Source organism: Burkholderia sp. BC1 (assembly GCF_052683555.1).
Map to the genome: position 1 here is coordinate 40662 of NZ_JBQYLP010000038.1, position 17295 is coordinate 57956.

Sequence of the window (17295 nt, forward strand, 5' to 3'; positions counted from 1 at the left end):
CGTGCATGTCGAATCCAGTGCGTGGCGACGGGCCCGACGCCCGCGCCGTCCCGATCCTGCATCGCCCCGTCTACGACCTGCTCGGCTGCACGTGGCCGATCGTGCTGGCCGGGATGGGCGGCGTGGCGCGCTCGGCGCTTGCGAGCGCGGTGAGTGCGGCCGGCGGATTCGGTTTTCTCGGCATGGTGCGCGAACCGGTCGAGTTGATCCGCCGCGAGGTAGAGCAGGTGCGCGCGGCGACCGATCGCCCGTTCGGCGTCAATCTGATTCCCGCGGCGACGCCGCCCGAACTGCTCGAGGCGCAACTCGACGCGTGCATCGAACTGCGCGTGCCGGTCGTCGCGCTGTTCTGGGACGTGATGCCGGCTATCGTGCGCCGGCTGCGCGACGCGGGCATTCGCGTCGTGCATCAGGTCGGCTCCGTGGACGACGCGCAGGCGGCCGAAGCGGCCGGCGCCGATGCGCTGATCGTGCAGGGGCACGAAGCCGGCGGCCATGTGCGCGGCGACCGGCCGCTAACGGCGCTGCTGCCGGACGTGGTCGGCGCGGTGCAGGTGCCGGTGCTCGCGGCCGGCGGCATCGTCGACGGTGCCGGCGTGGCCGCCGCGATGGCGCTCGGCGCGCAGGGCGCGGCGATCGGCACCGCGTTTCTCGCGACGCACGAATCGTTCGCGCACGCGTATCACAAGCAGCGGATCGTCGATGCGCACGACGGCGACACGCTGCTCACCGACATCTTCCATATCAACTGGCCGCGCGGCGCGAAGGTGCGCGTGCTGCCGTCGAGCGTGACGCGCGGCGAGCGCGGCGATCCGTTCGGCGACGCGCGCGTCGTGATCGGCGACGAGGAAGGGCGTCCGATCTATCTGTTCAGTACCGATTCGCCGCTGCGCACGATGACGGGCGATTTCGAGGCGATGGCGCTGTATGCGGGCACGGGCGCCGGGCGGATCAGGGCGGTCGAACCGGCGGCCGACGTGTTGCGCCGGATCGTGCGCGAGGCGGCAGCGATCCTCGAATCGCGTGCGGCCGCGCGCTCGGGCCACGACGCCGACGCGCAGCGCACCGCGTTGCTGGCCGCGCTCGACGAACTGCTCGAAGCGGAGCGCGCGGGCGCGCGCGTCGCGTCGGAAACGGCGGCGGAAGTAGCGGACGACGACGCGCTGCACCGGCTGATCGCGCATATTCGTCAGGACGAAGCGCACTGGTGCAGCGTGCTCGTCGATGCGATCCGCACGCTCGGCGCGACGCCGACGCGCGCAACGGGCGCGTTCTACGAGAAGGCGATGGCGATCGACGATCTCGCGGAGCGGATGGCGTTTCTGAATCGCGGCCAGCGCTGGGTGGTGCGCAGGCTGCAAGCGTTGCTGCCGACGCTCGCGGACCGCGATATGCATGAGGCGCTGACGCAGATGCTGGTCGCGCACGAGAAGAACATCGGCGCGGTCGACGTACGGCTCAGGGACGGCGGCGTGCACCGATAGCGGCGCGCGCGACGGTCACCCCGGCTCGCGGCCATGCGTTGCCACATGCAGCGCGTGGCGCAGCACGTCCGCGAGCTGCCGGTTTTCGTCGATGCGCGCCTGCTCGATCGCCTCGTCCTCTGCGTTGCCCGTGCGGCGCGCCCATTCCTGCCGCTCGCGCGCGAAGATCATCCGCTCGTTGACGGCGCGGATCGCGACCCAGATCGCATCTTCGGCCTTCTGCGCTTCCGCATCGTCGAGCGAAAGCGCCGAGAACGCGTGCCCGGTATGGCACCGATAGCGCAACGGGCGATCGTCGCGCATGCGCCATAGCGCGCCGCTGCAGCTCGGGCACGTGAGCGCCGAACGCTCGCCGATCGCATCGAGCAATTGGGGCGTGAGGAAGCGGCCCTCGGCGATTCGACTTTCGTCGTCCAGTGTGCGCAAATCCGTCATCGTGCGACCCTCCTCGCCGCGTGCGCCATAGACCGCCGCGTGAATGGTGTGCGCCAGTTCGTCGGCCGTCGCGACGGCGTCCGCACCGGCGGCGGCGAGCGCCGCGCGCGGCATCGACGGCGCCTCGCATTCGTCCGGATGCTGGACGATGCCGTAGCCGCCGTGGGCGCGAATCGCCGCGAGGCCGGCGGAACCGTCGTCGAGATCGCCGCTCAGTACGACGCCGATCGCGCCCGGCCCGTATTCGCGCGCGGCGGAGCGGAACAGCGGATCGGCGGCGGGACGCGCGTAGTTTTCGGCGGCCGTATCGAGCAGATGCAGTTTGCCGCCGCGCAGCACGAGGTGCCGGTCGGGCGGCGCCACATAAATTCTGCCCGGATGCGGGCGCTCGCCGTGTAACGCGTGGGTCGCGTCCAGCCTGCCCCAGCGCGTCAGCAGCTCCGGCAGAATCGACCGGTTGCGCCCGATGTGCTGCACGATGCAGATCGGTACGGGGAAGCCCTCGGGCAGGCCGGTCACGAGTGCCCGGAGCACCGGCAGTCCGCCCCTCGACGACGCGACGACGACGACATCTCGATGGTCCATGGCACCCTCCTTGCAGATCGAGGCGCAAGGTGGGTGCCCGATGCGGACGTCGGGCGCGGGGGCCCCGTGGATGAAACGATGCGCGCCCGCGCGACGCCGCCGCAGGCCGCGGGCCGGCGCGCGCGGCTCGTTGCAACAGCTCAGCGCGGTTCGGCGAGCGCCGCGAGCAGCAAGCCGAAATCGAGCGGTTTCGGCAGATGCGTGGCGAATCCGGCTTCCGTCGCGGCGCCGACATCGGTCTGACGGTTGCGGCCCGTCAGCGCGATCGCCTTGAGCCGCGCCCATTGCGGGTCGGCCTTGATCCGGCGCAGCAGCGCGTAACCGTCCATGTCGGGCAACCCGATGTCGGACACGATCGCATCGACGGGCCCTTGCGCGAGCATCTCCAGCGCCGCTGCGCCGCTCGCCGCGGTGCGCACCTCCGCGCCCGCCAGTTTCAGCAGGGTAGTCAGCGACAGCGCGGTCTCGGCATCGTCCTCGACGAGCAGCACGTGCAGGCCGGCGATGCGGCCCTCCGACGCGCGGCGATCGGCGGCCGCGATGCGCGTGTCGGCCGCGGCCGGCAACCAGACCGTCATCGTGGTGCCGCGCCCGGGGCCGTCGGATGCCGCCGAAATCCGGCCGTCGTGCATTTCGACGAGCTGCCGCACGAGCGCGAGGCCGATGCCGAGCCCGCCGCGCGTACGGTCGCGCGGCGCCTGGCGGAACATGTCGAACACGTGCGGAAGCGTGTCGCGGTCGATCCCCTGTCCGTCGTCGATCACGTCGACGCGCAGCATCCGCGCTTCATGCGTGAGCCGCACGACGATCCGGCCGCCCGCATGCGTGAACTTCAGCGCATTCGACATCAGGTTCCAGAAAATCTGCTCGCAGCGAATCGGATCGGCGAGCGCAATCGCCGGGTCGTCCGGCAACTCGGCGGTCAGCACGAGGCCGCGCGCGTGCGCGTCCGCCTCGCACGTATCGACGATCGTGCGCAGCACCGCCGTCAGATCGACGCGCGACAGCTCGAGCGCGAGCTTGCCGGTGCGGATGCGGGACAGATCGAGCAGATCGTCGATGATCTGCGCCTGCGCGCGTACCGCCTGCCGAATCAGCTCGGCCGCTTCGCGCACCGCGGGGATGTCGCGCGTTTCGGGCAGACGCGGCAGCATTTCGGCACGCACGCCGATCAGATTCAGCGGATGCCGCAATTCGTGCGACAGCACGGCGATGAACTCGTCCTTCAACTGATTGGAACTGAGCGCCTGCTCGCGGGCGGCCTGCTCGCGCGCGAGCGCTTCGCGGTTCGCGTCCTCGCTGAGCTTGCGCTGCGTCAGGTCGCGGACGATTTTCGCGAAGCCGTTGAACGACGTATCGGCAATCGGCGTCACGACACCGCTGCAGAAGATGCGCCGCCCGTCCTTCGTGCGATGCCAGCGTTCGTCGTCCGCGCGGCCTTCGCGCGCCGCGACCTCGCGCTCGTGCGCCGGCACGCGCGCATGCCGGTCGTTCGGCTCGTAGATCAGCTCGACATCCTGGCCGATCATTTCGTCTTCGGTATAGCCGAAGATCCGTTCGGCCCCCGCATTCCAGCTCGCGATGATGCCGTTGCCGTCCTGGATGATGATCGCGTAGTCCTTCGTCGACTGCGCGACGAGGCGCAGCCGCTGCTCGCCGGCCCGCGCGGCTTCCTCCGCGTGATGGCGATCCGTGACGTCGATCAGCGTGATGACGGCGCCGTCGATATGGTCGTCGGCGGTGCGATACGGCAGCAACCGGATCAGATACCATCGCCCGGCCTCGCTCTCGATCTCGCGCTCGATCAGCCGCAGCGACTGGAACGACTGCCGCACGTCGTCGGCGAGCGTCGGATAGCGCAGCGAATGGGTAATGTGAAACAGCGAGCGGCCGAGATCGCTGTCGATCAGGTTGAAGATCGCGGTCGCGTTCGGCGTGAAGCGCTTGATGCGGATTTCCTTGTCGACGAAGACGGTCGCGATCTCGCTCGACGCGATGATGTTGTGCAGATCGTCGTTGGCCTTGGCGGTGTCCTCGATCCGCGCCTGCATCTCGGCGTTCGCGGTCGTCAGCTCCTCGTTCACCGACTGCAGTTCTTCCTTGCTGCTTTCGAGCTCCTCGCTGGTCGAGCGCAGCTCCTCGTTGATCGCCTGCAGTTCCTCGTTCGAGGCCTTCAGTTCCTCGACCGAGGTTTCATACTGCTCGATGATCGTCGCGAGCTGCTCGCGGCTGTGCTGCAGTTCGTGCTCGAGCTGCGCGAGCACCGGATCCTGCCCGTTTGCTTCGGCCTGGTCCTCGTCGGTCATGCGCCCGGCTACCTCGTCGAACACGACGAGCAGAAAGTCCGCGTTCGCGACCTTGTCGTGAAACGGCCGCACCGTCATGTTGATCCACGACACCTGCGTGTCGTGCGTCCACTTGACGCGGCGCGCCTCGACGCTCGTGCCCGTCTGCAGCGCGCGGAAGATGGCGGTGCGCAGGTCGAGCCGCAGGTCGGGCAGCACGAGCGTCATGATGTTGCTCGACAGCTCGCCGCCGACGTGGCGCAGGAACCGGCCGGCGTTGTCCGACAGATGCACGACGTTCGATTCCTTGTCGATGATCACGCTCGGCGGCGAATACATTTCCAGTGCCCGTTGATGGAGTTCCGCATACGAGAAATTGCGCTGAACCGGGCTCGCCGGCGCGCGCAGCGTAAGTGTCGGCACGGGCCGCTCGTCGGCCGAACCCGATTCGACATGCAGCAGCGGCGGGCAACCGGTCGGCGTTTTCGCGCGATGCGTGACGACGCGCGCCTGATAGATGCGGCGCTTCTTGTCGACGACGGTAAACAGATCGTCGGCCGCGTCGGCCGATTCCGCGGTGCCGAGGAACAGATAGCCGTTCGGGCGCAGCGCGAAGTGAAACAGCTCGAGGATCTGCCGCTGCACCGCCCGTTCGAGGTAGATAAGGACGTTGCGGCACGAGATCAGATCGAGATGCGAGAACGGCGGATCGCGCAGCAGGCTGTGCGCGGCGAACAGAATGCGCTCGCGCACCGATTTCGCAATCACGAAATGCGCGCCGTCGCGCGTGAAATACCGCTGCAGCAGCGGTTCGGGCACGTCGGCTGCGATCGACAGCGGATAGGAGCCCGTGCGCGCGCGCACGATCGCCGCTTCGTCGATGTCGGTCGCGAACACCTGGATCGCCTGGCTCGAGACGGCCGTCTCGCGCGCGCGGGCGAGCAGCAGCGAGATCGAATACGCTTCCTCGCCCGTCGCGCAGCCGGCGACCCAGACGCGCACCTGTTCCTCGCCGGCATCCGGCGAGAACATCGACGCGATCACCTCGCGCTCGAGGAAGTCGAACGCGTCGCGATCGCGGAAGAACTGCGTGACGCCGATCAGCATGTCGGCGAGCAGCGCGTTCGCCTCGTCGGGCGTCGCGCGCAGGAAATCGCGGTACGCGAGCAGGTCGCGCTGCCCGTTGACCTGCATGCGCCGCTCGATCCGGCGCAGCACGGTCGCGCGCTTGTAGAGCCGGAAGTCGTGCCCGGTGCGCACGCGCAAATGCATCAGGATGTCCGACAGCGCGCGCTCGGGGTCGTTGGCGCCCGGCCGGTCAAGATTCTGGTGGGCGTGCGCGAGTTCGAGCCCTTGTTGTTCGATGCGCCGCGCGTTGGCCCAGAGATCGAGCAGCCGTTGCGGCATTTCGGCGGCGGGCAGCACGATGTCCGCGCCGCCGATCGCAATCGCCTGCTTCGGCATCTCGGCGTGTTCGGCATCGTCCGGTGTCTGCGCGAGCGTGATGCCGCCGACCTCCTTGATACGGCGCAGCCCCGCCGCGCCGTCGGAGCCCGTCCCGGACATCACGATGCCGATCGCGCGCGAATCGTGCGCGTCGGCCAGCGTCCGGAAAAAGTGGTCGATCGTCAGCGCGACGCCGCCCGACATCTCGCGCGGGCTGCAACGCAGGCAGCCGTCCGCCATTTCGAGCTGCATGCCGGGCGCGATCACGTAGATATGGTTCTTTTCGATCGGGACGGTGCTCGTCACCTGACGGACCGGCATGCCGGTCGTGTGCTGCAGCACGCTGTCCATGTGGCTGATCTGCTCCGGGGCCAGATGGACGATGACGACGAACGCCATTTCCATGCCGGTCGGCGCGTTCTCGAAGAAGGTCTGCAAGGCCATCGTGCCGCCTGCCGATGCGCCGATGCCCACGATCGGAAACGTCAGATCGCTTCGCAACGTCGCAGACGCGGGAAGCCGCTCCCGATCGGTAGGCTCTTGCCGTGCCATTGACTTCTCCTGATGAGGGGGTGAGACGACGCATCGTGAGTCGCCGGGTCGCTGCCGAATCGGCGTCACTCGTGATTCCGCGGTCCCGCTCGCGATACTTTTCGCTGCGTTTTTGTGCGCATTGTACGGCACCGCACGCGGTGCTCCGAGTGCCCGATGCGGCGTCGCGGCGCGGGTCGGGGCGCCGCGGACGCGCACGGACCGGGCGATGCGACGCGACGCGACGGACGCGCGCCCGCTGCGCACGAAAAAAAGCCCGCCGAAGCGGGCAACCTCTCGATGCGGAGGGGGAGATTCGCTCGCGCGCGCCGCCGCGCGCGTTTCGTTCAGCCTTTCGTCGCGCCGAACGTCAGCCCCGCGACGAAATGCTTCTGCATCGCGAAGAACATCGCGACCGACGGCAGCGCCGCCAGAATCGAGCCGGCCGACACGAGGTTCCACGACGTCGTCCACTGCCCCTTCAGCGCGGCGACGCCCGCGGTAATCGGCGCGGCCTCGTCACCTTGCGTCAGGCACAGCGCCCAGAAGTAGTCGTTCCAGACGAACGTGAACACGAGAATCGCGAGCGCCGCGAGCGCCGGCCGGATCAGCGGCAGCACGATGCGCCAGAACACCGTCCACTCGCCGGCGCCTTCGATGCGCGCGGCCTCGATCAGCTCGAACGGCAGCTGCTTGATGAAGTTGCGCAGGAACAGCGTGCAGAAGCCGGTCTGAAACGCGACGTGAAACAGGATCAGCGCCTCGACCGTATTGAAGACGCCGAGCCGCAGCGACAGGTCGCGCACCGGAATCATCAGCACCTGCACCGGCACGAAGTTGCCGGCGACGAACGTGCCGAACAGCGCGGTATTGCCGCGAAACCGGTAGGTCGCGAGCGCGAAGCCCGCCATCGCGGCGAGCGCGATCGAGCCGAGGACGGACGGCACGGTGATCTGCACGCTGTTCCAGAAGTAGTGCAGCATCGGCGACGTCGTCAATGCGTCGCGATAGTTCTCGATCATCGAGAAATGGCGCGGCCAGCCCCAGTAATGGCCTTCGACGAGCTCTTCGGTCGAGCGCACCGACGTGACGAACACCGCGATCAGCGGCAGCAGCCAGATCGCGAGCGCGACGGGCAGCGACAGCTTGTACAGCCGGCGCGTGACGGGTTTCCATTGGGCGACGGGTGTCGGAAACATGATGGCTCCCGGTAGGTCACTGCTCGTTGCGCAGCATCCGGCGCAACTGGAAGGCGATATAGACGAGCATGATCGCGAACAGCACGACCGCGATCGATGCGGAATAGCCGAGCCGGTAGTACTTGATCGCCTGGTCGTACATGTAATACGCGAGCACGGTCGAACTTTCGAACGGGCCGCCGCCCGTCATCACGGAGATCAGGTCGAAGCTGCGCAGGGCGCCGATCACGGTGACGACGATCGCCATGAACGTCGTCGGCCGCAGCTGCGGCAGCACGACGTGCCAGAGCAGCGCGAAGCCGCGCGCGCCTTCCATCCGCGCCGCTTCGATCTGCTCGGGGTTCAGCGACGTGAGGCCGGTCAGGTAGAGGATCATGCAGTACGCCGTCTGCGGCCACAGCGCGGCGAACACGACGCCGAGCGTCGCATAGCGCGCGTCGCCGAGCACCGGGATCCCGTGGCCGGCGATCAGCGCGAGCAAGCCGAAGGTCGGATCGTAGAACCACGAGAAGATCAGCCCGACGACGACGCCCGACAGCACGAACGGCGCGAAGAACAGCGACTTCACGAGCCGAATTCCGCCGACCGCCTGATTCAGGTACAGCGCGAGCGCGAGGCCGAGCGGCGGCGCGAGCATGAACAGCACGAGCCAGATCACATTGTTGCGCAGCGCCGTGTAGAAGGTCGGCGCGTGCAGCAGCTCGACGTAGTTCGCAAGGCCGACGAACGTGCGCTCGGTCATCCCGTCCCAGTTGCAGAGGCTCAGCCACAACGTCGACAGGATCGGCCAGATCACATAGACGGCAACCATCGCGCAGGCCGGCGCGAGAAACAGCCAGGCGGCACGGCGCTGCCGCCGCGCCGCCGGCGACGGGCGGCGCGCGGGCAGCGCATGCGCCGCATCGCGCGACGCGGCGGCGCCGGCGGCGCCGGCGGGCGAATGGGACGTGAGCGGACTCGACATGGTGCGTCTCCTGAACGGGCGCGGCGGCGCGCGGCCGCCGCACGGTCACGCGGTCACTTCTTGTAGATCCGCTTGCGCGTCTGCTCGAGCTGCGCGAGCACCGCATCGAGCTGCGCCGGATTCGCGACGAACTGCTGCATGCCCTTCATCCCTTCGTCGGCCATTTCCTTCGTCATGTCGCGGTCGTAGAACTGCGCGACGCCGCCCTTCGTGTCGGCGAGAATCCGGAAGCCGATGCGCGAGATCGGATCGGCCGGCTCCGGCGACTTGCTGTTCGCCGACAGCGAGCCGAGCCCTTCCGCGAGCTTCGCACCGATCTCCGGCGTTTCGACGAACGCGAGGAACGTATGCGCGTCGGCCTTGTTCTTCGCCTTCGTCGGGATGTGCAGCGATTCGACCGGGCCGTCTTCGGCGGTCGGCACGTTCGCGTCGATGATCGGAAAGCGGTAGTAGCCCATCTCCGGCTTCACGTTCGCCGGAAAGCCGGCCGCGATGAACGTGCCCATCAGCATCATCGCGGCCTTGCCCTGGAACAGGAACGGCTGCGCACCGTCGAGATCGTAGGACAGCGCGTTGTCGATGAAGTAGCCGGCATCGATCAGCGATTTCCACGTCGTGTAGACCTTCTTCACGCGCGCGTCGGTGTACGGCACGTCGCCGGCCATCAGCTGCTGGTGGAACGCGTTGCCGTTCAGGCGCAGGTCGAGATAGTCGAACCAGCCGGCGAGCGTCCACGCGTCGCGGCCGCCGACCGCGATCGGCGTGATGCCTGCGGCCTTCAGCTTGCGGCACGCATCGAGAAACTGGTCCCAGGTTTTCGGCTCGTTCGCGATGCCGACCTTGCGGAACAGATCCTTCCGGTAGAACAGGCCCCACGAGTAGTAGACGGTCGGCGCCGCGTATTGCTTGCCGTTGTACGACGATGCGCTGCGCGTCGACGCATACATCGCGTCCCAGCCGTTCTTCGCCCAGTCGCCGCTCAGATCCTCGAACAGCCCGCGCTTCGCGTAGTACGCCATCCGTTCGCCCGCGTGCCAGTTCACGACGTCGGGCGCGACGGTCGTGAGCCATGCGGGAAGCTGTACCTTGTACGCTTCCTCGTCGACGAACGTCGCTTTCACGTCGATGTCCGGATGCGCGCGGTGGAACGCGTCGAGCGTCGACTGCCAGACCGCGCGCTGGCTCGCGCCTTTGAACGCGATGTTGATGCTCAGCGTGCCGGCGTCGGCGGGTGCGGCCGCGGCGAGCGACGCGAGTGCGACGGCGGCGGCCGTGGCGAACCGGGCGGCGGCGCGAACGGGGCGATGAGTCATGGTTGTCTCCAGTCCTGTCTGTCGTTATGCGTGGGCGGCGCGTCGCGCGCCGCGGCGGTGACGATGAAAACGGCTACACCGGGCTGCGATAGACGGCGACGCCGCGCGGCTCGACGTCCGCGCTGCCGACCACGAACGCCGCCGGCGGCACGGCATCGATCGTGTGCACGGTGTCGCCGTAGTTGAAGACGTACGTGAGGCCGCCGCGCCGGCTGATGCGCACGCCGTCGGCGAGCGGCGTCGGCGCGAGCCCCGCTTCGGCGGCGACGCTCGCGAACAGCTGCGCGGTGGTCGCGTCGTCGAACAGCGCGGCCCAATAATGCAGCGTGCCGTGCGACAGCCATGCCGGATGATCGTCGGCAAAGCGCGCGCGCACGACGGTGCGCTGCGCATCGCGCAGTTCGACGAGGTCGCGCCAGTGGCGCGCGTGACCGGCGAACGGCGTGCCGTCGACGAGCGCGCCGTCGACGCGTTCGGTCACGTTCGGCCGCAGCGACTCGACGCGCCACACGCGCAGCGGCAGGATCGAGGCGAGTGCGCCGGGCGGCAACGTCGGCGGAATCTGCAGGTCGACCGTCTTCGAACCGGTGCGCGGCCCGAACACGGCATGCGCGCCCGATGCGGCGAGGCGCGCGGCGAAATCGTCGGGAACGATCGGCAGCGGCGGCACGACGACGAGCCGATAGCCGTCGAGCGGCGCCTGCGCGGAGATCACGTCGACGTCGAGGCCGAGCGCGCGCAGCGCCGAGTAGTACTCGAACGCGATGCGTGCGTACTGGAAGTCCGCGCCTTGCGGCTGCACGTCGAGCAGCCACTTCGCTTCGTAGTCGAAGACGAGCGCGACGCGCGCGTGCACGGCGGCGTCCGCGTGCGCATCGGCGCCCTGCACGACGGCGATCTCCTGCACGACGCGCTCTGCTTCGCGGCCGCCTTCGTCGAGCCGGTCGTCGGGCGTGTGCAGGCCCGCATGCATCTGTTCCTGCGCGAACGGCGCCTGCCGCCAGCGGAAGTACGACACGCAGCCCGCGCCGTGCGCGAAGGCTTCCCAGCTCCACAGCCGCACCATGCCCGGCAGCGGCGCCGGGTTCCAGTGCGCCCAGTTCACGGGGCCCGGCTGCTGCTCCATCACCCAGAACGGCAGCTTCGACATCCCGCGATAGAGGTCGTGATTGAACGACGCGAAATCCGGATGGCCCGTGCGCAGCCAGCGCGCCTTCACGTCGGGCGCGAACCAGTGTTCCTCCAGCGCGCCGAGCGGATAGCTGTCCCACGTTGCGACGTCGAGATCGCGCGCGACCGCATAGTGATCGAAATCGGTGAACAGTTGCATGAAGTTGTGCGCGACCGGCCGGCCCGGCGAGCGCGCGCGGATCACGTCGACCTGCATCCGGTGATAGCGGACCACTTCGTCCGACGCGAAACGCCGGTAGTCGAGCCGATGCGTCGGATGCGCTTCGGTCACGGTGCCGACGGGTGCGTCGATCTCGTCGAAATCGCGATACTCCATGCTCCAGAACACCGTGCCCCACGCGCGGTTCAGTGCGTCGATCGTCCCGTAGCGCGCCTTCAGCCATTCGCGAAAGCGTGCGAGCGCGGCCGGCGAATAGCTGACGACCGTCTGGTGGCAGCCCATCTCGTTGTCGGTCTGCCAGAAGCGCACGGCCGGATGGCGGCCGTAGCGCTCGGCGACCGCCGTGCAGATCTGCCGCGACGCGTCGTAATAGATCGGCGACGAGAAGTCGTAGTGGCGGCGCGAGCCGAACGCGCGCGGCCTGCCGTCCGCGCCGATCGCGAGGATCTCGGGATGGCGGTCGATCAGCCATTTCGGCGGCGTCGCGGTCGGCGTGCACATCACGATGTCGAGGCCGGCCGCGGCGAGCACGTCGACCGCGCGATCGAGCCAGCCCCAATCGTATTCGCCGGGCGACGGCTCGATGCGGCTCCACGCGAATTCCGCGATGCGCACCTGAGCGATGCCGAGCGCTTTCATCCGGCGGGCGTCGTCCGCCCACATCGATTCCGGCCAGTGTTCCGGGTAGTAACAGACGCCGACGCGCATGCGCGATCCTTATGCGTAGTGGTGAACGGAGAGGGTGGCGGACGCAGGCAGTGCGCGGCCGTCTTCGGTAAACAGGTGGCACGCGGCGGCCGGTGCATGCACGGGCAGGCGCTCGCCGGGGCGCACCGACGCGTCGCCGGGCACCTTCGCGATCAGCGGCGTGCCGCCGGGCTGCTCGAGATGGACGCAGGTCTGCTCGCCGAGGCGCTCGACGAGCGCGACGTCGCGCACGAGCATCGTCGATTCATGCGCGGCGCCGAGCGTCAGGTGTTCGGGGCGGATGCCGAGCGTGACGGCGTCGCCCGCGCGCAGCGCGGCGCCGTCGCGCGCGAGTGTGAAGGTGTCGCCGGACGGCACGAGCGTGACCGTCGTGCGCTGCGCATCGGCCGCGGCGACGACGGCCGGCAGGAAGTTCATCCGCGGCGAGCCGATGAAGCCGGCGACGAAGCGGCTCGCCGGCCGGTGGTACAGCTCGAGCGGCGCACCCACCTGCGCGATGCTGCCGTGTTGCGCGGTGTCGGCGCCGGCATGCAGCAGCACGATCTTGTCGGCGAGCGTCATCGCTTCCGTCTGGTCGTGCGTCACGTAGACGACGCTCGCGCGCTCGAACTGCCGGTGCAGCCGCGCGATCTCGATGCGCGTCTGCCCGCGCAGCGCCGCGTCGAGGTTCGACAGCGGCTCGTCGAACAGGAACACGCCGGGCTCGCGCACGATCGCGCGGCCGATCGCCACGCGCTGCCGCTGCCCGCCCGACAGCGCCTTCGGCTTGCGCTCGAGCAGCGCGTCGAGCTGCAGGATCCGCGCGGCATCGCGCACCTTGCGGTCGATTTCCGCTTTCGGCGTGCGCGCGAGCTTCAGGCCGAACGCCATGTTCTCGTAGACGGTCATGTGCGGAAACAGCGCGTAGCTCTGGAACACCATCGCGACGCCGCGCTCGGCCGCCGGTACGTCGTCGACGCGCCGGCCGCCGATCGACAGCTCGCCCGCGCTCAGATCCTCGAGGCCGGCGATCATCCGCAGCAGCGTCGACTTCCCGCAGCCGGACGGACCGAGGAACACGCAGAACTCGTGCTCGCCGATCTCGAGATCGACGTCGCGTATGACCGGCGCGTGGTCGCCATAAGCTTTCTGCACGCGCCGCATCGAGATGCTGGCCATTGTCTCCGCTCCATGTTTTAATGCGTTGCCGCACATGATTAAGCGCTTAATCATCGCAGTCAAAAAAAACGGCGATGGCGCTCGCGGCTTGGGCGCCCGGCGGTCGGACAGCAGGGCGTGCGACGATAGTGCGCCGCTTCGCACGGCGAAGCAAATACTGGATGGGCTTCTCAGATAGTGAGCAAACATGGCGACTCTCGATGAAGTGGCGCGCCGTGCGGGCGTGACGGCCGCGACGGTGTCGAACGTGCTGCGCGGCCGCGGGCGCGTCGGCGATGCGACGCGCGCGCGCGTGCTGGAGGCCGTGCAGACGCTCGGCTACCGCCCGCATCTGGCCGCGCGGGCGCTCGCGGAGGGGCGCGCGCCGACGGTCGCGCTGATGGTGTCGAGCATCGCGAACCCGTTCTATCCCGAGTTCGCGCTCGCGGTCGAGCGCGCGGTGCGGCGCAACGGGCAGTTTCTGATCGTCTGCAATACCAACGACGATCCGGCGCAGGGGCGCGCCTATCTGGACCAGATTGCCGGCACGGTGTCCGAAGGCATCCTCGTGACGAACGCGAGCCATCTGCCGGACCTGCTCGAGGTGACGCGGCGCGGCGTGCCGGTCGTGCTCTGCATGTGGGAGCGGCCGGACGCGCCGCCGGACGGGCTGCCGTGCGTCGCGGTCGATTTCCGCGAGGCGGGGCGGATCGCGACGCGGCATCTGCTCGAGCTCGGTCACGAGCGGATCGGCGCGATCGTCGGCGGGTGCGCGGGTGGCGTGCAGGCCGCGCGTTACGACGGTTTCGCCGACGTGATGCGCGAAGCGGGGCTCGACGCGTCGATCGTCGAGGCCGAGCCCGATTCGATCGAAGGCGGGCTGCGCGCGGCAGCGCGATTGCTCGATGCGCATCCCGAACTCACGGCGCTGCTGGCGACCAACGATCTGCCGGCGATCGGCGCGCTGCATGCGGCCGCCGATCGCGGGCTGCGCGTGCCGGACGATCTGTCGATCGTCGGCATCACCGACATTCAGCTCGCGCGCGATACGCGTCCGACGCTGACGACGGTCGCGATCCCGACCGCCGAGGCCGCGGCGCTCGCGGTGGATCTGCTCAATGCGTTGCGCGAGGCCGGTGGTCGGGTCGACGATGCGGCGCGCGTCAGGACGGCGTCGGCGCCGCGGCTCGTGGTGCGCGGGACGACGGGCGTGGCGCGACGGTGACGTACGGGCATGGCGCGTGGCACGCACGGCGGCGGTCGCCGTGCGCGGCGCGCAGCGCGGCTAGAACGTGTAAGAGAGCGACGCGAACAGGCTGCGCGGCGCGCCCGGCGTGACCCACAGGCTGTTGTACGAACTGACGTAGTACGTGCGGTTGAACAGGTTGTTCAGCACGACCGACGCACGCAGATGCTTGTTGACCTGCACGTAGCCGTTGAGCTGCACCGTCGCGTAAGCGGGCAGATCGAAGCCGTCCTGCGTGTTCGCGGTGTTGCCGGCGCGACGGCCGACATAGATCACGCCCGCACCTGCGCCGGCCTTGTCGACGAGCGGCAGCGCGGTCTCGTACATCAGCAGCGCGCTGCCGCTCAGGCGGGGAATGTCGACGAGGCGGGCACCGGGCGTCAGCACGCTGTCGCGCGTGACCTGCGCATCGACGTACGCGAGATTGACGACGCCGCGCAGGCCGTGGCCGAGTTCGCCGTTCCATTCGAATTCGACGCCGCGGCTGCGCACTTCGCCGGCCGCGCGCGAGAACCCGGCATTCGCCGGATCGGCGGTCAGCACGTTGCGCTTGTTCACGTAGAACGCGGCGACGGTCGCGAGCCAGCGCGTGCCGGCCCACTTCACGCCGGCTTCATAGCCGTGCCCTTTTTCGGGATCGAATGCGCGGCCGTTCACGTCGGCGCCGTTGTTCGGGCGGAACGAGTACGCGGTGTTCGCATACAGCGACAGCGAGGGACTCGCCTCGTACACGATCCCGAGCCGCGGGCTTACCGCCGTTTGCAGCTGGCTCGTCGTCACGCCTTTCAGGCGATTCTCGACCGACTGATGAAAGCGATCCCAGCGCAGCCCCGCAAGTACTTTCCAGTGCGGCCCGAACGCGAGCGTGTCCTGTGCGTACAGGCCCTGGCCGTCGTCGCGCTCGAGCAGGTTCGTCGCGGTGCGCGGCACGGGCGCCGGCTGGCCGTAGACCGGGTTGAAGATGTCGATCGCGTACGGCGCCGCGGCCGTCGGCGTCGAGCGCGAAACGAACTGATCGTAGTTGAAGCGGTACGCATCGACGCCCATCACGAACGTATGGCCGATCGCGCCGGTGCGCGCCTTGCCGGCCACCTCGACGCGCCCCTGCAGGTCGTTCGAGTGAAACGCGACCTGCCGGTAGCGGCGCCACAGCGTGCGCCCGTCCGACTGCAGGGCGAACGCCTCGGACGAGCGGCCGGACAGGTCGGTATCGCGCTGCGCGAAGCCGGCGTTGATTGACCAGTCGGCGTTGAAGCGATGTTCGAGCGTGAACTGATGGCCCGAGTTGCGCACGTCGTAGTCGCCGTCGCGCGGCTCGCCCATGAACCGCGACACCGGCACCGCGCCGAGCTGCCCGTTGACGGCGACCACGCCGCGATCGAGCGGTGCGCGCTGCCGTGCCGTCTCGAATTCGTAATGGAGCGTCGTGTCGTCGCCGATATCCCACGTGAACGACGGCGCGAACAGATAGCGCTTGCTCGACACCGTATCGCGGAAGCTGCCGTTGTCCTCATTCATCGCGATGAAGCGGTAGGCGAGCGACTTCGTGACGGGGCCGGTCGAATCGAGTGTCTGGCGCAGCGCGCCGTAGCTGCCTGCCGATACGCCGATCGTGTTCGACGGCGCGAACTGCGGCTGCTTCGTCGTGTAGCTGATGAGCCCGCCGGGGTCGCCGCGGCCATACAGCGCCGACGCCGGACCCTTGAGGACTTCCATGCGTTCGAGCGTCGCCGTGTCGCGCGGCACGCTCATCCCGCGATTCCACGAGAAGCCGTTGACGAGGTAGTCGGTGCCGGACGTGCCGCCGTCGCCCGCGAAGCCTCGCACGGCGTAGTTGTCCCACAGGCCGCCGAAGTTGTTCTGCCGCGCGACGCCGGCGACCCAGTCGTAAAGGTCGTCGCCGCGTGTCGCGGCGACGGTGCGGATCAGCTTCGTATCGACGCTGCTGACGGCGAACGGAATCTCCATCACGTCCGTCTCGGTGCGTGTCGCGCTCGTCGATTCGGGCGCGCGAAACGGCGCCGTCGTGCGCTGCCCGGAGACTTCGATCGCGGGCAGCGACAATTCCTGAGCCTCGGCGCTGCTCAGCCCGGCGGTGCCGACGACGATGGCCATCGGTGCGGCCGCCCAGTTTTTCCTGCTCATACCTCGTCCTTCAGAGATGGGTTCGCGTTCGGGCACCGCGAGCCGTCCAGCGCCGGCATTCGTGATCCAAACAGTACATTTGCGCGCCGAAATCTAATGTAAATGAGAGTTATTTGCAATCGTAAGTTGACCGGGTTGTGGCCGGGGAGGAAGGTGGGGTGAGAGCGGGGCGCGATGAGGTTCGATCACATCGCTCTGCCGGTGCGGCGGTGGAGGCGCGGCGACGGTCAGGCGCTGCAGCGGGCGGACGTGAATCGTCGACGTAGCGCGGGACGCATACGCGTTCATGCGTGCTTCACGGTGACGTGCGGCTCCTTGCGAGAGAGCGGCATCGCCGTAGCAATGTCGTGAGCGGCGTGAAGGTCGCGAGCGGGATTGATCAGACGATGACGCTGAGCGAAGGGCGTCTGGTGTCGGCGGGCGGCGTGAGCATCGTCGGCGGCGCCCCTCAACGCGCCGGCCCCTG

10 protein-coding genes are annotated in these 17295 nt (G+C 68.6%); 2 read left to right on the forward strand and 8 right to left on the reverse strand.

Features of this window, described 5'->3' with window-relative positions; translation table 11 throughout:
• The first annotated feature begins 5 nt into the window (after window positions 1-5).
• Window positions 6-1484 (forward strand): nitronate monooxygenase, encoded by a 1479-nt coding sequence (locus ACSHSS_RS19050; protein WP_261532485.1) that lies wholly within the window; start codon window positions 6-8, stop codon window positions 1482-1484.
• 15 nt (window positions 1485-1499) lie between these two features.
• On the opposite strand, the gene ACSHSS_RS19055 is transcribed toward ACSHSS_RS19050, so the two are convergent.
• The 7 genes from ACSHSS_RS19055 to ACSHSS_RS19085 form a co-directional block, all read right to left on the reverse strand.
• Complete coding sequence (locus ACSHSS_RS19055; RefSeq protein ID WP_006397513.1) at window positions 1500-2504, reverse strand: chemotaxis protein CheB; 1005 nt, start codon at window positions 2502-2504, stop codon at window positions 1500-1502.
• 140 nt (window positions 2505-2644) lie between these two features.
• Window positions 2645-6787, reverse strand: coding sequence for a CheR family methyltransferase (locus tag ACSHSS_RS19060; RefSeq protein ID WP_261532484.1), 4143 nt, complete (start codon window positions 6785-6787; stop codon window positions 2645-2647).
• A 326-nt stretch (window positions 6788-7113) separates the two neighbouring features.
• Window positions 7114-7965, reverse strand: coding sequence for a carbohydrate ABC transporter permease (locus ACSHSS_RS19065; RefSeq protein ID WP_006404677.1), 852 nt, complete (start codon window positions 7963-7965; stop codon window positions 7114-7116).
• Window positions 7966-7981: 16 nt separating this feature from the next.
• Window positions 7982-8929, reverse strand: coding sequence for a carbohydrate ABC transporter permease (locus ACSHSS_RS19070; protein ID WP_060041206.1), 948 nt, complete (start codon window positions 8927-8929; stop codon window positions 7982-7984).
• A gap of 53 nt (window positions 8930-8982) precedes the next feature.
• On the reverse strand, window positions 8983-10242 hold the full coding sequence (locus ACSHSS_RS19075) for an ABC transporter substrate-binding protein (RefSeq protein WP_105843284.1): 1260 nt from the start codon (window positions 10240-10242) through the stop codon (window positions 8983-8985).
• Between the two features lie 73 nt (window positions 10243-10315).
• Window positions 10316-12301: a beta-galactosidase gene (locus tag ACSHSS_RS19080; RefSeq protein ID WP_261532483.1), complete on the reverse strand. Its 1986-nt coding sequence runs from the start codon at window positions 12299-12301 to the stop codon at window positions 10316-10318.
• Between the two features lie 9 nt (window positions 12302-12310).
• A complete protein-coding gene (locus ACSHSS_RS19085) occupies window positions 12311-13459 on the reverse strand; it encodes an ABC transporter ATP-binding protein (protein ID WP_261532482.1) in 1149 nt (382 codons plus the stop codon).
• Window positions 13460-13646: 187 nt separating this feature from the next.
• Here ACSHSS_RS19085 and ACSHSS_RS19090 point away from each other — a divergent pair, with 187 nt between their 5' ends.
• On the forward strand, window positions 13647-14663 hold the full coding sequence (locus ACSHSS_RS19090; protein WP_006397506.1) for a LacI family DNA-binding transcriptional regulator: 1017 nt from the start codon (window positions 13647-13649) through the stop codon (window positions 14661-14663).
• Between the two features lie 60 nt (window positions 14664-14723).
• Here the strand turns inward: ACSHSS_RS19090 and ACSHSS_RS19095 are convergent, their stop codons facing one another.
• Complete coding sequence (locus tag ACSHSS_RS19095; RefSeq protein ID WP_261532481.1) at window positions 14724-16829, reverse strand: TonB-dependent siderophore receptor; 2106 nt, start codon at window positions 16827-16829, stop codon at window positions 14724-14726.
• Between the last annotated feature and the right edge of the window lie 466 nt (window positions 16830-17295).

Coding starts and splice junctions, on each gene's coding strand:
- ACSHSS_RS19050 (WP_261532485.1), top strand. CDS start 6: ATGTCGAATCCAGTGCGTGGCGACGGGCCCGACGCCCGCGCCGTCCCG.
- ACSHSS_RS19055 (WP_006397513.1), bottom strand. CDS start 2,504: ATGGACCATCGAGATGTCGTCGTCGTCGCGTCGTCGAGGGGCGGACTG.
- ACSHSS_RS19060 (WP_261532484.1), bottom strand. CDS start 6,787: ATGGCACGGCAAGAGCCTACCGATCGGGAGCGGCTTCCCGCGTCTGCG.
- ACSHSS_RS19065 (WP_006404677.1), bottom strand. CDS start 7,965: ATGTTTCCGACACCCGTCGCCCAATGGAAACCCGTCACGCGCCGGCTG.
- ACSHSS_RS19070 (WP_060041206.1), bottom strand. CDS start 8,929: ATGTCGAGTCCGCTCACGTCCCATTCGCCCGCCGGCGCCGCCGGCGCC.
- ACSHSS_RS19075 (WP_105843284.1), bottom strand. CDS start 10,242: ATGACTCATCGCCCCGTTCGCGCCGCCGCCCGGTTCGCCACGGCCGCC.
- ACSHSS_RS19080 (WP_261532483.1), bottom strand. CDS start 12,301: ATGCGCGTCGGCGTCTGTTACTACCCGGAACACTGGCCGGAATCGATG.
- ACSHSS_RS19085 (WP_261532482.1), bottom strand. CDS start 13,459: ATGGCCAGCATCTCGATGCGGCGCGTGCAGAAAGCTTATGGCGACCAC.
- ACSHSS_RS19090 (WP_006397506.1), top strand. CDS start 13,647: ATGGCGACTCTCGATGAAGTGGCGCGCCGTGCGGGCGTGACGGCCGCG.
- ACSHSS_RS19095 (WP_261532481.1), bottom strand. CDS start 16,829: ATGAGCAGGAAAAACTGGGCGGCCGCACCGATGGCCATCGTCGTCGGC.